This window comes from Streptomyces sp. NPDC032198 (assembly GCF_040636975.1).
Classification (GTDB): Bacteria; Actinomycetota; Actinomycetes; order Streptomycetales; family Streptomycetaceae; genus Streptomyces.
This window is the reverse complement of record NZ_JBEZVL010000006.1, coordinates 479,248-494,543: the sequence shown is the minus strand read 5'-3', so window position 1 is coordinate 494,543 and position 15,296 is coordinate 479,248. Positions and strand designations below refer to the sequence as shown.

Below are 15,296 nucleotides of genomic sequence, written 5' to 3'. Positions count from 1 at the left end.
TTCATGCGTTACGCGACGTTGACCCGTTGCCCCGGAGGCGCCGCCTCAAGCCACGCCAGGAAACCGGTGAGCGCGTCCTCGCCCATCGCGAGTTCGAGGCGGACACCGCGGTGCAGACAGCCGAGGACGATCGCGTCGGAGAGCAGCGCGAGCTCCTCCTCGCCGTCCGGGGCTCGGCGGTCGACGACCTCGATGGCCGAGCGCTCCAGGGTCCGGCGCGGACGGGGAGCGTACGAGAAGACGCGGTACCACTCGATCCGGTCGCCGTTGTAGCGGGCGACGCCGTACCCCCAGCCCTTGCCGGAGGTGTCGCCCTTCTCCGGGGCGTTCCAGCGCAGGCTGCAGTCGAAGGTGCCGCCGGACCGCTGGATGAGCCGGCGCCGCAGTCCGAAGACGAAGAGCCCCACCAACACCAGAACGACCAACACGAGTCCGCACACGAGCAGAGTGAGGATCATCGGCACCGACCTCCTCGCCTCTTCGAAACGGACCAACAGAATTGCACCCGCATTGCCTCAGCCGCGACCCGGTCCGGATTGCTCCGGACCTGGCCGCGGCTGAGTCACGTCAACGCCGTCGCGCAGGTTTCAGCGCGACGAAACCGCCCGCAGTCGGACGTCCGCGCGACGCTCGGCGGAGGCGTCGGCCTCCGACTTCGCGCGCTCGAGCGCCCGCTCCGCACGCTGTACATCGATCTCGTCCGACAGCTCGACGATCTCAGCAAGCAGTGACAGCTTGTTGTCCGCGAAGGAGATGAATCCTCCGTGGACGGCGGCGACGACAGTGTCGCCGTCGCTCGTACGAATGGTCACCGGGCCCGATTCCAGCACACCGAGCAGCGGCTGGTGACCGGGCATGACGCCGATGTCGCCGGACGTGGTGCGCGCGACGACCAGGGTGGCCTCGCCGGACCAGACACTGCGGTCCGCGGCGACCAGCTCGACATGCAGCTCAGCAGCCAAGGGTGGCTCCTCGGGTCACCACCCGGCGGCTTCGCCGGGTGTTGGGTCAAATTCTAGTGGGCGTATCGGGAGGGGCGGGACGCACCCACCCCTCCCGGGGAGAATCGGGGTCAGGAGACGCCGAGCTCCTTGGCCTTCGCCTTCAGGTCCTCGATGCCACCGCACATGAAGAACGCCTGCTCGGGGAAGTGGTCGTACTCACCGTCGATGATCGAGTTGAACGCGGCGATCGACTCGTCGAGCGGCACGTCCGAACCGTCCAGGCCGGTGAACTGCTTGGCGGCGTGGGTGTTCTGCGACAGGAAGCGCTCGACGCGACGGGCGCGCTGAACGACCAGCTTGTCCTCTTCGCTGAGCTCGTCGATGCCGAGGATCGCGATGATGTCCTGGAGGTCCTTGTACTTCTGCAGGATTCCCTTGACGCGCATGGCGGCGTCGTAGTGGTCCTGCGCGATGTAGCGCGGGTCCAGGATGCGGGACGTCGAGTCCAGCGGGTCGACCGCCGGGTAGATGCCCTTCTCCGAGATCGGACGCGACAGCACGGTCGTCGCGTCGAGGTGCGCGAAGGTCGTGGCCGGGGCCGGGTCGGTGAGGTCGTCCGCGGGGACGTAGATCGCCTGCATCGAGGTGATCGAGTGACCACGCGTCGAGGTGATGCGCTCCTGGAGGAGGCCCATCTCGTCGGCCAGGTTCGGCTGGTAGCCCACCGCGGAGGGCATACGGCCGAGCAGGGTCGAGACCTCGGAACCGGCCTGCGTGAAGCGGAAGATGTTGTCGATGAAGAACAGCACGTCCTGCTTCTGCACATCGCGGAAGTACTCCGCCATGGTCAGACCGGCCAGGGCGACGCGCAGACGCGTGCCCGGCGGCTCGTCCATCTGGCCGAAGACCAGGGCGGTCTTGTCCAGAACGCCCGACTCTTCCATCTCGTCGATGAGGTCGTTGCCCTCACGGGTGCGCTCGCCGACACCGGCGAACACGGAAACGCCCTCGTGCAGCTTGGCCACACGCATGATCATTTCCTGGATGAGGACGGTCTTGCCGACGCCCGCTCCACCGAACAGACCGATCTTTCCACCCTTGACGTACGGGGTGAGAAGGTCGACGACCTTCAGGCCGGTCTCGAACATCTCGGTCTTGGACTCGAGCTGGTCGAAGGCCGGGGCCTTGCGGTGGATCGGCCAGCGCTCGGTGACGTCGGCCTCGGCCTCGGGGTGGTTCAGGATCGCGCCGAGGGTGTTGAACACCTTGCCCTTGGTGATGTCACCGACGGGGACGGTGATGCCCTCGCCCGTGTCGGTCACCGCGGCCTGGCGGACCAGACCGTCGGTGGGCTGCATCGAGATGGCGCGGATGATGCCGTCGCCGAGGTGCTGGGCAACCTCGAGCGTCAGCGTCTTCTTCTCGCCGTCCTTGGCCGGGTCGGCCACCTCGACGTGCAGGGCGTTGTAGATCTCCGGCATCGCGTCGACGGGGAACTCCACGTCGACGACCGGGCCGATCACCCGGGCGACGCGGCCCGTGGCAACGGCCGTATCAACAGTGGTCGTCATTACTTGTCACTCCCCGCGGAAGCGTCGGCCAGGGCACTGGAGCCACCGACGATCTCGCTGATTTCCTGGGTGATTTCGGCCTGGCGGGCCGCGTTGGCAGAACGGGTGAGAGCGTTGATCAGGTCACCCGCGTTGTCGGTCGCCGACTTCATCGCGCGGCGCGTGGCGGCGTGCTTGGAAGCAGCCGACTGGAGCAGCGCGTTGTAGATACGGCTCTCGACGTAGCGCGGCAGCAGGGCGTCGAGGACGTCCTCCGCCGACGGCTCGAAGTCGTACAGCGGACGGGCCTCGTCACTCTGGCCCGCCTCTTCCGCGACCTTGTCGAGGCTGAGCGGGAGCAACCGGTCACCGGTTGCTTCCTGCGTCATCATCGAGATGAACTCGGTGTAGACGATGTGGAGTTCATCCACGCCGCCCTCGGCCGTGTCCGTCTCGATGGCCTCGATCAGGGGTGCGGCGATCGCCTTGGCGTCCGCGTAGGAAGGGGCATCGGTGAAGCCCGTCCACTGCCCGGAGATCTTCCGCTCACGGAAGTTGTAGTGCGCGATGCCACGGCGGCCGACGATGTACGTGTCGACCTCCTTGCCCTCGCGCCGCAACGTCTCCGTGAGCTTCTCCGCACCCTTGATGGCGTTGGAGTTGAAGGCACCGGCCAGACCGCGGTCGCTCGAGAGGAGCAGAACAGCGGCCCGGGTCGGCGCCTCGGCCTCGGTGGTCAGCGGGTGCTTGTTGTTGGCACCCGTGGCCACCGCGGTGACCGCGCGCGTGAGCTCGGTCGCGTACGGAGTGGAGGCGGTCACCTTGCGCTGTGCCTTGACGACACGCGAGGCGGCGATCATCTCCATCGCCTTGGTGATCTTCTTGGTCGCTGTGACGGATTTGATGCGACGCTTGTAGACCCGGAGCTGGGCTCCCATGAGTCAGGTCCCTTCCGTCGTCACTTGGACGCGTCGACGGCAGCCGGAGCGTCCTCGCCGAGCAGCTTGCCGTCCGAGGTCTCGAACTGCTTCTTGAACTCGGCGACGGCGTCGGCGATGGCCGTGATCGTGTCGTCGGTCATCTTGCCGCCCTCCTTGATGGAGGTCATCAGGCCCTGCTCCTTGCGGTGCAGGTAGTCGAGCAGCTCGCGCTCGAAACGCCGGATGTCGTTGACCGGTACCTCGTCCATGCGGCCCGTGGTGCCGGCCCAGATGGAGATGACCTGGTCCTCGGTGGCCATCGGCTGGTACTGAGCCTGCTTGAGCAGCTCGACCATCCGCTGACCGCGCTCGAGGGAGGCCTTCGACGCGGCGTCCAGGTCGGAACCGAAGGCGGCGAACGCCTCCAGCTCGCGGTACTGGGCGAGGTCCACGCGGAGCCGGCCGGACACCTGGCGGATCGCCTTGTGCTGGGCGGAGCCACCGACACGGGAGACCGAGATACCGACGTTCAGGGCCGGACGCTGGCCGGCGTTGAACAGGTCGGACTCCAGGAAGCACTGACCGTCGGTGATGGAGATGACGTTGGTCGGAATGAACGCCGACACGTCGTTCGCCTTGGTCTCGACGATCGGGAGGCCCGTCATCGAGCCCTTGCCCATCTCGTCCGACAGCTTCGCGCAGCGCTCGAGCAGACGCGAGTGCAGGTAGAAGACGTCACCCGGGTAGGCCTCGCGCCCCGGCGGGCGGCGGAGCAGCAGGGACACGGCGCGGTAGGCGTCGGCCTGCTTCGAGAGGTCGTCGAAGATGATGAGGACGTGCTTGCCCTCGTACATCCACTGCTGGCCGATGGCCGAACCGGTGTAGGGCGCCAGGTACTTGAAGCCCGCCGGGTCGGACGCCGGGGCGGCGACGATGGTCGTGTACTCAAGCGCGCCGGCCTCTTCGAGGGCACCGCGCACGGAGGCGATGGTGGAGCCCTTCTGACCGACGGCGACGTAGATGCAGCGCACCTGCTTGTTCACGTCGCCCGAGCGCCAGTTGTCGCGCTGGTTGATGATCGTGTCGACGGCCAGGGCGGTCTTGCCCGTCTGGCGGTCGCCGATGATCAGCTGACGCTGGCCACGGCCGATCGGGGTCATGGCGTCGACGGCCTTGTAGCCGGTCTCCATCGGCTCGTGGACCGACTTGCGGTCCATGACCGTGGGGGCCTGCAGCTCGAGGGCGCGGCGTCCGGACGTCTCGATCTCGCCGAGGCCGTCGATCGGGGCGCCGAGCGGGTCGACGACGCGGCCGAGGTAGCCCTCGCCCACCGCGACGGACAGGACCTCGCCGGTACGGGTGACCGGCTGGCCCTCTTCGATGCCGCTGAACTCGCCGAGTACGACGGCGCCGATCTCGCGCTCCTCAAGGTTGAGGGCGAGACCGAGAGTGCCGTCCTCGAACTTCAGCAGCTCGTTGGCCATGGCCGAGGGGAGGCCCTCGACCTTCGCGATACCGTCACCGGCAACGGTGACCGAACCGACCTCCTCGCGCGAGGCCGCGTCCGGCTTGTACGCCTGGACAAAGTTCTCCAGTGCGTCCCGGATCTCCTCCGGCCGGATCGTGAGCTCCGCCATCTGGGTTCCCTGCTCTCCTTGTTGGGCCCGAAGTTTCACTTTGGGGGTCTGGGGACTCCCCCCAAGTAAGGGTGAATCCTCTGCACGGCCCAACTAGGGCCGTCATTCCTACGTTTTGAGTTACTGCTAGCGCGCCATGCGGCGGTGCGCGTCCTCGAGGCGGTCCGCGATGCTGCCGTTGATGATCTCGTCGCCGACCTGCACCGTGATCCCGCCGAGGACCTCGGGGTCCACGTCGAGGTTCAGGTGCATCTGTCGGCCGTAGACCTTCGCGAGGGCGGCACCGAGGCGCTGCTTCTGCCGGTCCGAAAGCGGAACGGCGGAAGTGACGACGGCGACCATCCGGTCCCGGCGGTCCGCGGCCAGCTTGGAGAGGGACTCGAGTCCCGCTTCCAGGCTACGTCCACGGGGCGCGGTCACGAGGCGCTCGACGAGCCGCTCCGTGACCTCGTTGGCCCGGCCACCGAGCAGGCTGCGCAGCAGCTCGCTCTTGGCCGCACCCGTGGCGGCGCGGTCGGTCAGCGCGGACCGGAGACCGGTGTTCGAGCCGACGATCCGGCCGAACCGGAACAGCTCGTCCTCGACGTCGTCCAGCGCGCCGGACTTCTGCGCACCGGTCAGGTCGGCGAGGTTGGTGAGCTCCTCGAGGGCGTCCACCAGGTCACGCGACTGCGACCAGCGCGAGCGGACCATGCCGGCCACCAGGTCGGCACTCTCGCCGCTCACCTGCCCGCCGAGCAGCCGCCCGGCGAGCTCCGCCTTGGCCTCACCGGACTGCGACGGGTCGGTCAGGACCCGGCGCAGGGAGACCTCACGGCTGAACAGCGCGGTGACCGAGGCCAGCTCGTCCGCGAGCCGCTTGACGTCGACCGACGTGTTGTCGGTCAGCGCGTCAAGACGCTCGCGCGCGGCGGCCAGGGCCTCGCGGCTAGCTCCGTGGGCTGTCATCGAGCAGCCTCGGCCTTCTCCTCGAGGTCATCGAGGAAACGGTCGATGGTGCGGCTCTGCCGTGCGGAGTCCTCCAGGGACTCACCGACGAGCTTGCCGGCCAGGTCGGTGGCCAGCTGGCCCACGTCCTGACGCAGCGACTGCGCGGCGGCCTTGCGGTCGGCAGCGAGCTGCGCGTGACCCGCGGCGACGATCTCCTCGCGCTGCCGCTGGCCTTCGGCACGCATCTCAGCGATGAGCTGGGCGCCCTGCTCCTGCGCCTCCTGGCGCAGACGCGCGGCCTCGTGCCGTGCCTCGGCGAGCTGAGCCTTGTACTGCTCGAGCACGCTCTGGGCCTCGGTCTGAGCGGCCTCGGCCTTCTCAATACCGCCTTCGATCGCCTCCCGGCGCTCTTCCAGAACCTTGTTGATGTTCGGGAGGAGCTTCTTCCAGAAGAAGAAGAAGACGATGGCGAAGGCGATGGCGCCGACGAGCAGCTCGGGGCCCGGCGGGACGAGCGGGTTCTGCTCTTCCTCGGCCGCCAGCTGAACCAGGTTGGCGATCACATCAATGCCTTTCGTCGAAAAGTGTCAGTAAGCAGTGACTACTTACCGAACACGAACGGCATAACGATGCCGATGAGGGCGAGCGCCTCACAGAAGGCGAAGCCGAGGATCTGGTTCGAGCGGATCAGGCCGGCAGCTTCGGGCTGACGGGCCAGGGCCTCGGTGCCCTTACCGAAGACGATGCCAACACCGATGCCGGGGCCGATCGCAGCGAGGCCGTAACCGATGGAGCCGGTGGAACCGTGGAGGCCTTCGGCGGCGAGGGTCTGGAGAGCGGACATGCCGGTTCTTCCTTCTCTTTCAAGGACCGGTGGGGGTTGGCCACCGGGCGATCTGGGGGTTAGGGGGTCAGGGAGCTCAGTGATGCTCGGCGACAGCGCCCTGGATGTACGAGCAGGCGAGGAGTACGAAGACGTACGCCTGGACGGCCTGCACGAAAAGCTCGAAGAGGATCATGACCATCGTCATGACGAACGAGACGCCCGCAGCCGGGATCATGACGCTGTTCAGCAGGTACCAGGAGGCGACGGTGAACATCACCAGCATCAGGTGACCCGCGAACATGTTGGCGAAGAGTCGCACCGCGTGCGTGAAAGGACGCACGAGCAGGTTCGAGAAGAGCTCGATGAACGAGACGAGCCACTTGATCGGACCGAGCGAGTTGTCGTAGCCGGTGATGTTCTTCCAGCCGCCGACAAAGCCGTGGCGCTTGAACGTCAGGGGCACCCAGATCAGATATACGACGAGTGCCAGCACGGCCGGGTACGCGATGACCGACGAGACCGGGAACTGGGTCAGCGGGATCACGGACCAGATGTTCATGATCCAGATGAAGAAGAACATCGAGACCATCAGGGGGACGTACTTCTCGCCCTCCTTCTTGCCCATCGTCTCGTAGACGATGCCGCGGCGTACGAAGTCGTAGCCGGCCTCGGCTGCCATCTGCAGCTTGCCCGGGACGACCTTCGCCTTGCCGAAAGCGGCGTAGAAGAAGCTGACGACGACGAGCGTGGTCAGAAGGGCGAGCAGCATGACCTTGTTGAACTCGAACCCGCCGACTTCGAACATCGGCTTGAAGAGGAACGAGTGCAGGCCCGGAGCCGGGAAGCCGCATCCGTCGGACATGATCCGACAGCTCCAGTCAAAGGCGAGCTCAGTTTGGTCAGCACTCACCGCGGGCTCCTTCGGCGTGACGCATAGGTACGGCAACCTCGTTGTCGTGTCGGCGCGGCGCGCAGCCGCGGTTCGGCACCAGACTGGTGTTTCGGATGTGGGCGCGGCGTTCAGGCATCGAGCCTCGCGATCGTGCAGGCGTCAGCTCGGATGCCCGCGCCAGCAGTGCCGCAGTTGGCACCGGACGATAGCAGCATCTCGAACGCGCATTTATCCCGGCCCTACCCATCACGTCGAAGACCCCGACTTCTCCGGCTTGTCCTTCTGCTCGGAGTCGGGTTCGACGTAGAGGATCTTGGCTTTCATGTGCGCGCGGGCCTGCGTGGCCATCCAGACGACGGTCGCCAGCACAAGCCCGACGGCGAATGCCTTCGGGTTGAACAGGGTGGTGTCCTTGAACAGGCCCACGAAGATGAGAAGCAGCAGGAGTTGGGCGACGTAGAGCAGCAGGCCCATCATCTGGAACAGATGAGGGAGCGCCTTCGCCGTGCGCTGCAGCACGAACATCCCGACGCCCATGAAAGCGATGACCACCAGGGTGCCGACGACAGCACCGATAGCCCCCTTGCCGCCCGCGACCACACCACTGACCACTGCGGCGATCGCGCCGACGGCAGCGGTGGGTACGGCGGACTGAAGGAGAGTTCGGGTGTCTTGAGACGGCATGGCGGCGCTCCGCTTACTGAAGGGGGCAGGGTGTCGTCATGGACGAGCGTAGTCCGGGGTCGAGAGTGTCCCTCGGGCCAATGGACCGTCGCACTACGGTCCTTCGGCTCTATCCCCTGGTTTCGTGAACGGTATCACAAACTATTTGATGAGGTCTTTACCTGCTAGGTGTGCTCGCTGTCACACATGAGAGTTAATCCGCGCGTCTGTGCACGCAGCGCGGCAACTTGTCTGGTATTGGGCGAGTTTGGCGATCGCTTCAGCTCGACGAGCCGGCCTTGCGCCGATCCTCGAAGCGCGAGCGAGTGCCAACGGCCGTCGCCCCGTTGACGCCTGACCCGACCGGAGGACGGTCGTCAGCTTCCGCGTCCGCCTCATCCGTCACGGCGGCCCCGTCGCTCGCGGACTCCTCCGCGGTGGCCCGCTTGCGCCGCCGGTATCGCGGCGGCACGAAGGACTCCGCCCAGCGCGGGATGTGCGGCCGGAACCGCGGCAGCATGAGCAGCACCAGACCCACCGCGCTCAGGGCGACGATGGCGAACAGGATCCACATGCTGGCGGAGTGCACCGAGTAGGCGACCGTGCCGAAGCCGATCAGCGCCGACCAGAAGTACATGATCAGCACCGCGCGGCTGTGTGAGTGGCCGATCTCAAGGAGGCGGTGGTGGAGGTGGCCGCGGTCGGCGGCGAACGGCGACTTGCCGTTCCACGTACGCCGGACGATCGCGAGGACCAGGTCGGCGAACGGGATGGCGATGATCGTCAGCGGCATCAGGAGCGGGATGAAGACCGGGAGCATCGCGTGCGTGGCATCGCGGCTGCCCCCGAAGTTCAGGCTCAGGGCGTCACCGTCGATCTGCCCCGTGGCGGAGATCGCACCCGCCGCGAGGACCAGGCCGATCAGCATCGAGCCCGAGTCCCCCATGAAGATCCGGGCGGGATGGATGTTGTGCGGCAGGAAGCCCAGGCACATGCCCATCAGGATCGCGGCGAAGAGCGTGGCAGGGGCCGCTGCCTCGATGCCGTAGCCGTACCAGATGCGGTAGGCGTAGAGGAAGAACGCCGTCGCCGCGATGCACACCATGCCCGCGGCGAGCCCGTCGAGGCCGTCCACGAAGTTCACCGCGTTGATGGTGATCACGACGAGCGCGACCGTCAGGAGCGTGCCCTGTCCCTGGTCCAGGAGGACCATGCCGTAGCCGGGAACCGGGATCCACAGGATCGTCAGGCCCTGGAGGACCATCACGCCGGCGGCGATCATCTGGCCGCCCAGCTTGATCAGGGCGTCGATCTCGAACTTGTCGTCCAGGACGCCGATGATCCAGATCAGGGCGGCGCCGGAGAGCAGTGCGCGCGGTTCGTTGGACCGCTCGAAGACGTCGTTCAGGTTCGGCAGGTGGTCGGCGACAAGGAGACCGGCGCACAGCCCGAAGAACATCGCGATACCGCCGAGCCGGGGCGTGGGCTCCCGGTGTACGTCGCGGGCGCGGATCTCCGGCATGGCGCCGGCCACGATCGCGAACTTCCGCACCGGGCCGGTCAGCAAGTAAGTCACCGCGGCCGTGATGCAGAGCGTAAGGAGGTATTCACGCACGGGCTTCCCCACAGGTATCGCTGGCCATCTCAGCCCCACACCCTAGCTCTGCGTGCATATGGTTGGGGACTTCCGGGTAGCGACGATGGTTGCACGAGTACGCGCCTTCCCCTGACGCACCTACCCCGACCTAGGCCGTATACGGCGGAAATCTGCCCACCAGTTCACGCACTTCCTCTCGTGCCTTCGAGCCGTTCGCCTCCTTGGACTGGTCGCGCACCGCGTCGGCGAAGAGGCCCGCGATGCGCACCATCTCCGCGTCCCCCATGCCCTGGGTGCTCACGGCCGCGGTGCCGAGGCGCAGTCCCCGTCCGTCGGCGTAGGGCAGGGCGCAGGTGTCGAGGACGATTCCGTGGGCGGCGAGTCTGCCGCGGGCGGTGTGCGCGTCGACGCCGAGGGGCGTGGGGTCGGCCAGGATCAGGTGCGTGTCGGTGCCGCCGGTGGTGATCGCGCAGCCCGCGGCGCCGAGGGCCTGGGCGAGGATGCGGGCGTTGGCGACGACCTGGTGGGCGTAGGCCGTGAAGGCCGGGGTTTCCGCCTCGCCGAACGCGACGGCCTTGGCGGCGATCGTGTGCATCTGCGCACCGCCCTGCGTGAAGGGGAACACGGCCCGGTCGATGCGGGAGGCGAGCTCCGTGCCGCACAGGATCAGGCCGCCGCGCGGGCCGCGGAGCACCTTGTGGGTCGTGGCGCAGACGACGTCGGCGTACGGCACGGGGTTGGGGGCCGCTCCCCCGGCGATCAGGCCCATCGGGTGGGCGGCGTCCGCGATGAGGTACGCGCCCACGTCGTCGGCGATGTCGCGGAAGGCCGCGTAGTCGATGTGCCGGGGGTAGGCGATGGAGCCGCAGACGATCGCCTTCGGCTGGTGTGCGCGGGCCAGCGCACGGACCTCGTCGTAGTCGATGAGGCCGGTCTCCGGATCGATGCCGTAGCCGACGAAGTCGAACCAGCGCCCCGAGAAGTTCGAGGGCGAGCCGTGCGTGAGGTGCCCGCCGTAGGGCAGGCCCATGGCCAGGACGGTGTCACCGGGGCGCAGCAGCGCGGCATACGCGGCGAGGACGGCGGAGGAACCGGAGTGCGGCTGTACGTTCGCGTGCTCGGCGCCGAAGAGTGCCTTGGCGCGGTCGATGGCGATGCGCTCGGCGACGTCCACCAGCTCGCAGCCGCCGTGGTGGCGGGCGCCGGGGTAACCCTCGGCGTACTTGTTGGCCAGGGGCGATCCCAGCGCGGCGAGCACGGCGGGCGAGGTGAAGTTCTCCGCGGCGATGAGCTGGAGGCTGGACGCCTGCCGGTCCTGCTCGGCGAGGAGGATCTCCGCCATCTGGGGGTCCGCACGGCGGAGCGCGCCGAAGTCAGCGGGCGCCGTCGGGGCGGCGGTGGGTGCGGTGCTGACCGGCATCTTGGGCTCCGGGCCTCGCGAGGGGTGAGGGTCCCTCCAATGTAGGCCTGCCACACGGTGCCCGCGCGGTGTCGGGCCGGATCTTTCGCGTACGGCCCGCGCCGGGAGCGTAGAGAAAGGTTTAAGCCTTGGCGCGCACGCCCGTCAGCGCCGTCACCACGGGGTCGAGCGCCTCATGGATCTCGTCGCCCACCGAGCGGAAGAACGGCAGCGGCGCACCGTAGGGGTCGTACACCTCGTCCGCCTCCGCCGTGGGTGCCAGGAGCCATCCCCGCAGCGCCGCGGCGGCCCTCACCAGGGCCCTGGCGCGCTCGATCACGCCACCCTCGGGATCAGGCAGCGTCGCCGGGTCTATGGCCCGTACGAGACGCGTGAACTCCTTGAGCGTGAACGTGCGCAGCCCGGCCGAGTGCCCCATCGAGATGACCTGCGCCCGGTGGTCCCGGGTCGCCGTCAGGACGAGGTCGGCGCGGATGACGTGCTCGTCGAGGAGCTCGCGTCCTTTGAAGCCGGACGCGTCGGCGCCGAAGTCCGCGAGCACCGCCTCGGCGTTGGTCTCCATGGGGGCGCCCTCGTGCCCCCACGTGCCCGCGCTCTCCACGATCAGACCGCCGGTGAAGGGATCACCCAGGCGGTCGGCCAGGGCATGCCTGGTGAGCCGCTCAGTGATCGGCGAGCGGCATACGTTGCCGGTGCTGACGTGGAGGATGCGGAACGAGTCGGGATAAGCCGCTATGCCACGCCCCGTCTCAGGGGCTGTCAATTCGCCACCTCGAGGTCGGGTACCACCTTGCGGAGCTCCTCCGCGTCGAGGGCACCCGCGCGCAGCAGGACCGGCACCTTCCCGGTGACGTCCACGATCGACGACGGGACGATGCCCGGCGTCGGACCGCCGTCGAGGTATACGGAGACGGAGTCGCCGAGCATCTCCTGCGCGGCGTCACAGTCCTCGGGGGCCGGGTGGCCCGTGAGGTTCGCCGAGGAGACGGCCATGGGGCCCACCTCGGTGAGCAGTTCGATGGCGACGGGGTGCAGCGGCATCCGGATCGCGACGGTCCCACGGGTGTCCCCGAGGTCCCACTGGAGCGACGGCTGCTGCTTGGCGACCAGGGTCAGCGCACCGGGCCAGAAGGCGTCGACGAGCTCCCAGGCCGACTCGGAGAAGTCGGTGACCAGGCCGTGCAGCGTGTTCGGGGAGCCGATGAGGACGGGCGTGGGCATGTTGCGGCCACGGCCCTTGGCGTCGAGCAGGTCGGCGCACGCCTCCGGCGAGAAGGCGTCGGCACCGATCCCGTAGACGGTGTCGGTGGGCAGCACGACCAGCTCGCCACGACGGACGGCCGACGCGGCCTCGCGCAGACCGGTCGTACGGTCGGTCGCGTCGTTGGTGTCGTATCGCCGTGCCATTTAGCTGGCCTCCTCGTACACGTACAGCTGACTTGAAGTGGATGTGCTCACGGCATTGCCTTGCGGGCCGTCGCGAACCTCGGCCGGTTGTTCAGGTCGGGGTGGTCGGCCGCGTCCGCCCAGCCCCGCTCCTCGGTGAAGATCCACGGCACCTGGCCGCCCTGCGTGTCCGCGTGCTCGATGACGACGACGCCGCCGGGCCGCAGGAGACGGTGGGCGGTGCGCTCGATGCCGCGGATCAGGTCGAGGCCGTCCTCGCCGGAGAAGAGCGACAGCTCCGGGTCGTAGTCGCGGGCTTCCGGAGCGACGTACTCCCACTCGGTGAGCGGGATGTACGGCGGGTTCGAGATCAGCAGGTCGACCTGGCCGTCGAGCTCCGGAAGGGCGTCACGCGCGTCGCCCTGGGAGAGCTTGACCCTGGACCCCTCGACGTTCTTCCGCGTCCACTTCAGGGCGTCCTCGGAGAGCTCCACGGCGTGCACACGCGAGCGCGGGACCTCCTGGGCCATGGCGAGGGCGATGGCGCCGGAACCGGTGCAGAGATCGACGATGAGCGGCTCGACGACGTCCATCGCGCGCACGGCGTCTATGGCCCATCCGACGACCGACTCGGTCTCGGGGCGTGGCACGAAGACACCGGGGCCGACCTGCAGTTCGAGGTAACGGAAGAAGGCGCGCCCGGTGATGTGCTGGAGCGGTTCGCGGGCCTCACGGCGCGCGATCGTCTCCCAGTACCGGGCGTCGAAGTCCGTGTCCTTGACGGAGTGCAGCTCGCCCCGCTTCACGCCGTGCACGAAGGCGGCGAGCTCCTCCGCGTCGTTGCGCGGCGAGGGCACGCCGGCGTCGGCCAGCCGCTGGGTGGCCTGGGCCACTTCCGCGAGCAGCAGGTTCACGCTGGTCCTCCGGGGCTGAGCTGAGCGATGGGCGGGTGCGGTCGGGGCTCAGGCCGCGGCGAGCTTGGCCGCGGAGTCCGCGTCGACGCAGGCCTGGATGACCGCGTCGAGGTCGCCGTCGAGCACCTGGTCCAAGTTGTACGCCTTGAAGCCGACGCGGTGGTCCGAGATCCGGTTTTCCGGGAAGTTGTACGTCCGGATCTTCTCGGAGCGGTCGACGGTGCGGACCTGGCTGCGGCGGGCGTCCGCGGCCTTGCTCTCCGCTTCCTCCTGAGCCGCGGCAAGGAGCCTGGAGCGCAGGATACGCATCGCCTGCTCCTTGTTCTGCAGCTGGCTCTTCTCGTTCTGGCAGGAGGCGACCACGCCGGTCGGCAGGTGCGTGATGCGCACCGCGGAGTCGGTCGTGTTGACGGACTGGCCGCCGGGGCCCGACGAGCGGTACACGTCGATGCGCAGGTCGTTGGCGTGGATCTCCACGTCGACCTCCTCGGCCTCGGGCGTCACCAGGACGCCGGCCGCGGAGGTGTGGATCCGGCCCTGCGACTCGGTGGAGGGCACGCGCTGCACACGGTGCACGCCGCCCTCGTACTTCATCCGCGCCCAGACGCCCTGGCCGGGCTCGGTCGCGCCGTTGCCGCCCTTGGTCTTCACGGCGACCTGGACGTCCTTGTAACCGCCGAGCTCGGACTCGGTGGCGTCGATGATCTCGGTCTTCCAGCCGACGCGCTCCGCGTACCGCAGGTACATGCGAAGCAGGTCGCCGGCGAAGAGCGCCGACTCGTCGCCGCCCGCGCCCGCCTTGACCTCGAGGATGACGTCCTTGTCGTCGTTGGGGTCCCGGGGCACCAGGAGGAGCCGCAGCTTCTCGGTGATGTCCTCGCGCTGCTTCTCCATGTCCTTGACCTCGGCGGCGAACTCCGGGTCCTCGGCGGCCAGTTCACGGGCCGTCGCGATGTCCTCGCCGGTCTGCTTCCAGGCGCGGTACGTCGAGACGATCGGGGTCAGCTCGGCGTAGCGCTTGTTGAGCTTGCGCGCGTTGGCCTGGTCGGCGTGGACCGAGGGGTCCGCGAGCTTCGTCTCCAGATCGGCGTGCTCGCCGATCAGTTCCTCGACCGCCTCGAACATCGGGGTCTCCTGAGTTTTCTACGCGAAGGTGCTGCGCAAGGGTTCTACGCGAAGGTGGCTGCTGCGTCAGACGGCAAAGCGCCGGTCCCAACCGCCCCCTCCCGGGAGCGGCCGAAGACCGGCGCAGTGGCTCGCTACTTGTTGGCTGCAGCCTTGCCGAAGCGGGCCTCGAAGCGGGCCACGCGGCCACCGGTGTCGAGGATCTTCTGCTTGCCCGTGTAGAACGGGTGGCACTCGGAGCAGACCTCGGCACGGACGGTGCCGCTGGCGATCGTGCTGCGGGTGGTGAACTCCGCGCCACAGGTGCAGCTGACCTGGGTCTCGAAGTACTCGGGGTGGATGTCGCGCTTCAAGGTGTCTCCTAGTTTCGGGAGGGCGCCGGGTCGTACGCGCGGATTGCTCATACGTGAACCGGGGCCGACGGACCAGTCTGCCAGGACTGGTCGCATCTGCCCAAACCGGGGTGGGTTCCGTTCTATTCCCGGCGGGGCC

Annotated in this window: 17 protein-coding genes; all 17 read right to left on the bottom strand. The window is 68.1% G+C overall.

What is annotated here, in order from left to right:
• Nucleotides 1-8: 8 nt before the first annotated feature.
• The 17 genes from AB0E78_RS19010 to rpmE all read right to left on the bottom strand — a co-directional run bounded on the left by AB0E78_RS19010 (nt 9) and on the right by rpmE (nt 15,157).
• Nucleotides 9-458 carry a DUF2550 domain-containing protein gene (locus tag AB0E78_RS19010; protein ID WP_361833629.1) on the bottom strand — a complete coding sequence of 150 codons (450 nt, stop codon included), beginning with the start codon at nt 456-458 and terminating at the stop codon, nt 9-11.
• A 129-nt stretch (nt 459-587) separates the two neighbouring features.
• On the bottom strand, nt 588-962 hold the full coding sequence (locus AB0E78_RS19005; RefSeq protein WP_361833627.1) for a F0F1 ATP synthase subunit epsilon: 375 nt from the start codon (nt 960-962) through the stop codon (nt 588-590).
• Nucleotides 963-1,072: 110 nt separating this feature from the next.
• A complete protein-coding gene (atpD, locus tag AB0E78_RS19000; protein WP_361833625.1) occupies nt 1,073-2,515 on the bottom strand; it encodes a F0F1 ATP synthase subunit beta in 1,443 nt (480 codons plus the stop codon).
• On the bottom strand, nt 2,515-3,432 hold the full coding sequence (locus tag AB0E78_RS18995) for a F0F1 ATP synthase subunit gamma (protein WP_361833623.1): 918 nt from the start codon (nt 3,430-3,432) through the stop codon (nt 2,515-2,517). The genes atpD and AB0E78_RS18995 overlap by 1 nt, the downstream gene beginning before the upstream one ends.
• 20 nt (nt 3,433-3,452) lie before the next feature.
• Entirely contained in the window at nt 3,453-5,051 is a 1,599-nt protein-coding gene (gene atpA, locus AB0E78_RS18990) for a F0F1 ATP synthase subunit alpha (RefSeq protein ID WP_361833621.1), read from the bottom strand.
• A 126-nt stretch (nt 5,052-5,177) separates the two neighbouring features.
• Nucleotides 5,178-5,999: a F0F1 ATP synthase subunit delta gene (locus tag AB0E78_RS18985; RefSeq protein WP_361833619.1), complete on the bottom strand. Its 822-nt coding sequence runs from the start codon at nt 5,997-5,999 to the stop codon at nt 5,178-5,180.
• On the bottom strand, nt 5,996-6,544 hold the full coding sequence (locus AB0E78_RS18980) for a F0F1 ATP synthase subunit B (protein ID WP_361833617.1): 549 nt from the start codon (nt 6,542-6,544) through the stop codon (nt 5,996-5,998). Before AB0E78_RS18980 ends, AB0E78_RS18985 begins: the two co-directional genes overlap by 4 nt.
• A gap of 38 nt (nt 6,545-6,582) precedes the next feature.
• Nucleotides 6,583-6,825 (bottom strand): ATP synthase F0 subunit C, encoded by a 243-nt coding sequence (atpE, locus tag AB0E78_RS18975; RefSeq protein ID WP_361833615.1) that lies wholly within the window; start codon nt 6,823-6,825, stop codon nt 6,583-6,585.
• A gap of 76 nt (nt 6,826-6,901) precedes the next feature.
• On the bottom strand, nt 6,902-7,669 hold the full coding sequence (gene atpB, locus AB0E78_RS18970; RefSeq protein ID WP_361833613.1) for a F0F1 ATP synthase subunit A: 768 nt from the start codon (nt 7,667-7,669) through the stop codon (nt 6,902-6,904).
• A 276-nt stretch (nt 7,670-7,945) separates the two neighbouring features.
• Nucleotides 7,946-8,383, bottom strand: a complete 438-nt coding sequence (locus tag AB0E78_RS18965) for a hypothetical protein (RefSeq protein ID WP_361833611.1) — start codon at nt 8,381-8,383, stop codon at nt 7,946-7,948.
• A 259-nt stretch (nt 8,384-8,642) separates the two neighbouring features.
• Nucleotides 8,643-9,977, bottom strand: coding sequence for an MraY family glycosyltransferase (locus tag AB0E78_RS18960; RefSeq protein ID WP_361833610.1), 1,335 nt, complete (start codon nt 9,975-9,977; stop codon nt 8,643-8,645).
• 130 nt (nt 9,978-10,107) lie between these two features.
• The gene (gene glyA, locus AB0E78_RS18955) at nt 10,108-11,379 is read right to left on the bottom strand and encodes a serine hydroxymethyltransferase (protein ID WP_361833608.1); all 1,272 of its coding nucleotides are present in this window, start codon (nt 11,377-11,379) and stop codon (nt 10,108-10,110) included.
• Nucleotides 11,380-11,500: 121 nt separating this feature from the next.
• On the bottom strand, nt 11,501-12,142 hold the full coding sequence (locus tag AB0E78_RS18950; protein WP_361833607.1) for a protein-tyrosine-phosphatase: 642 nt from the start codon (nt 12,140-12,142) through the stop codon (nt 11,501-11,503).
• The gene (locus AB0E78_RS18945) at nt 12,139-12,786 is read right to left on the bottom strand and encodes an L-threonylcarbamoyladenylate synthase (RefSeq protein ID WP_361833605.1); all 648 of its coding nucleotides are present in this window, start codon (nt 12,784-12,786) and stop codon (nt 12,139-12,141) included. Before AB0E78_RS18945 ends, AB0E78_RS18950 begins: the two co-directional genes overlap by 4 nt.
• A gap of 47 nt (nt 12,787-12,833) precedes the next feature.
• Nucleotides 12,834-13,679: a peptide chain release factor N(5)-glutamine methyltransferase gene (prmC, locus tag AB0E78_RS18940; protein WP_249587746.1), complete on the bottom strand. Its 846-nt coding sequence runs from the start codon at nt 13,677-13,679 to the stop codon at nt 12,834-12,836.
• A gap of 48 nt (nt 13,680-13,727) precedes the next feature.
• The gene (gene prfA / locus AB0E78_RS18935; RefSeq protein ID WP_361833602.1) at nt 13,728-14,804 is read right to left on the bottom strand and encodes a peptide chain release factor 1; all 1,077 of its coding nucleotides are present in this window, start codon (nt 14,802-14,804) and stop codon (nt 13,728-13,730) included.
• 134 nt (nt 14,805-14,938) lie between these two features.
• On the bottom strand, nt 14,939-15,157 hold the full coding sequence (rpmE, locus tag AB0E78_RS18930; RefSeq protein WP_361833600.1) for a 50S ribosomal protein L31: 219 nt from the start codon (nt 15,155-15,157) through the stop codon (nt 14,939-14,941).
• Nucleotides 15,158-15,296: the final 139 nt, after the last annotated feature.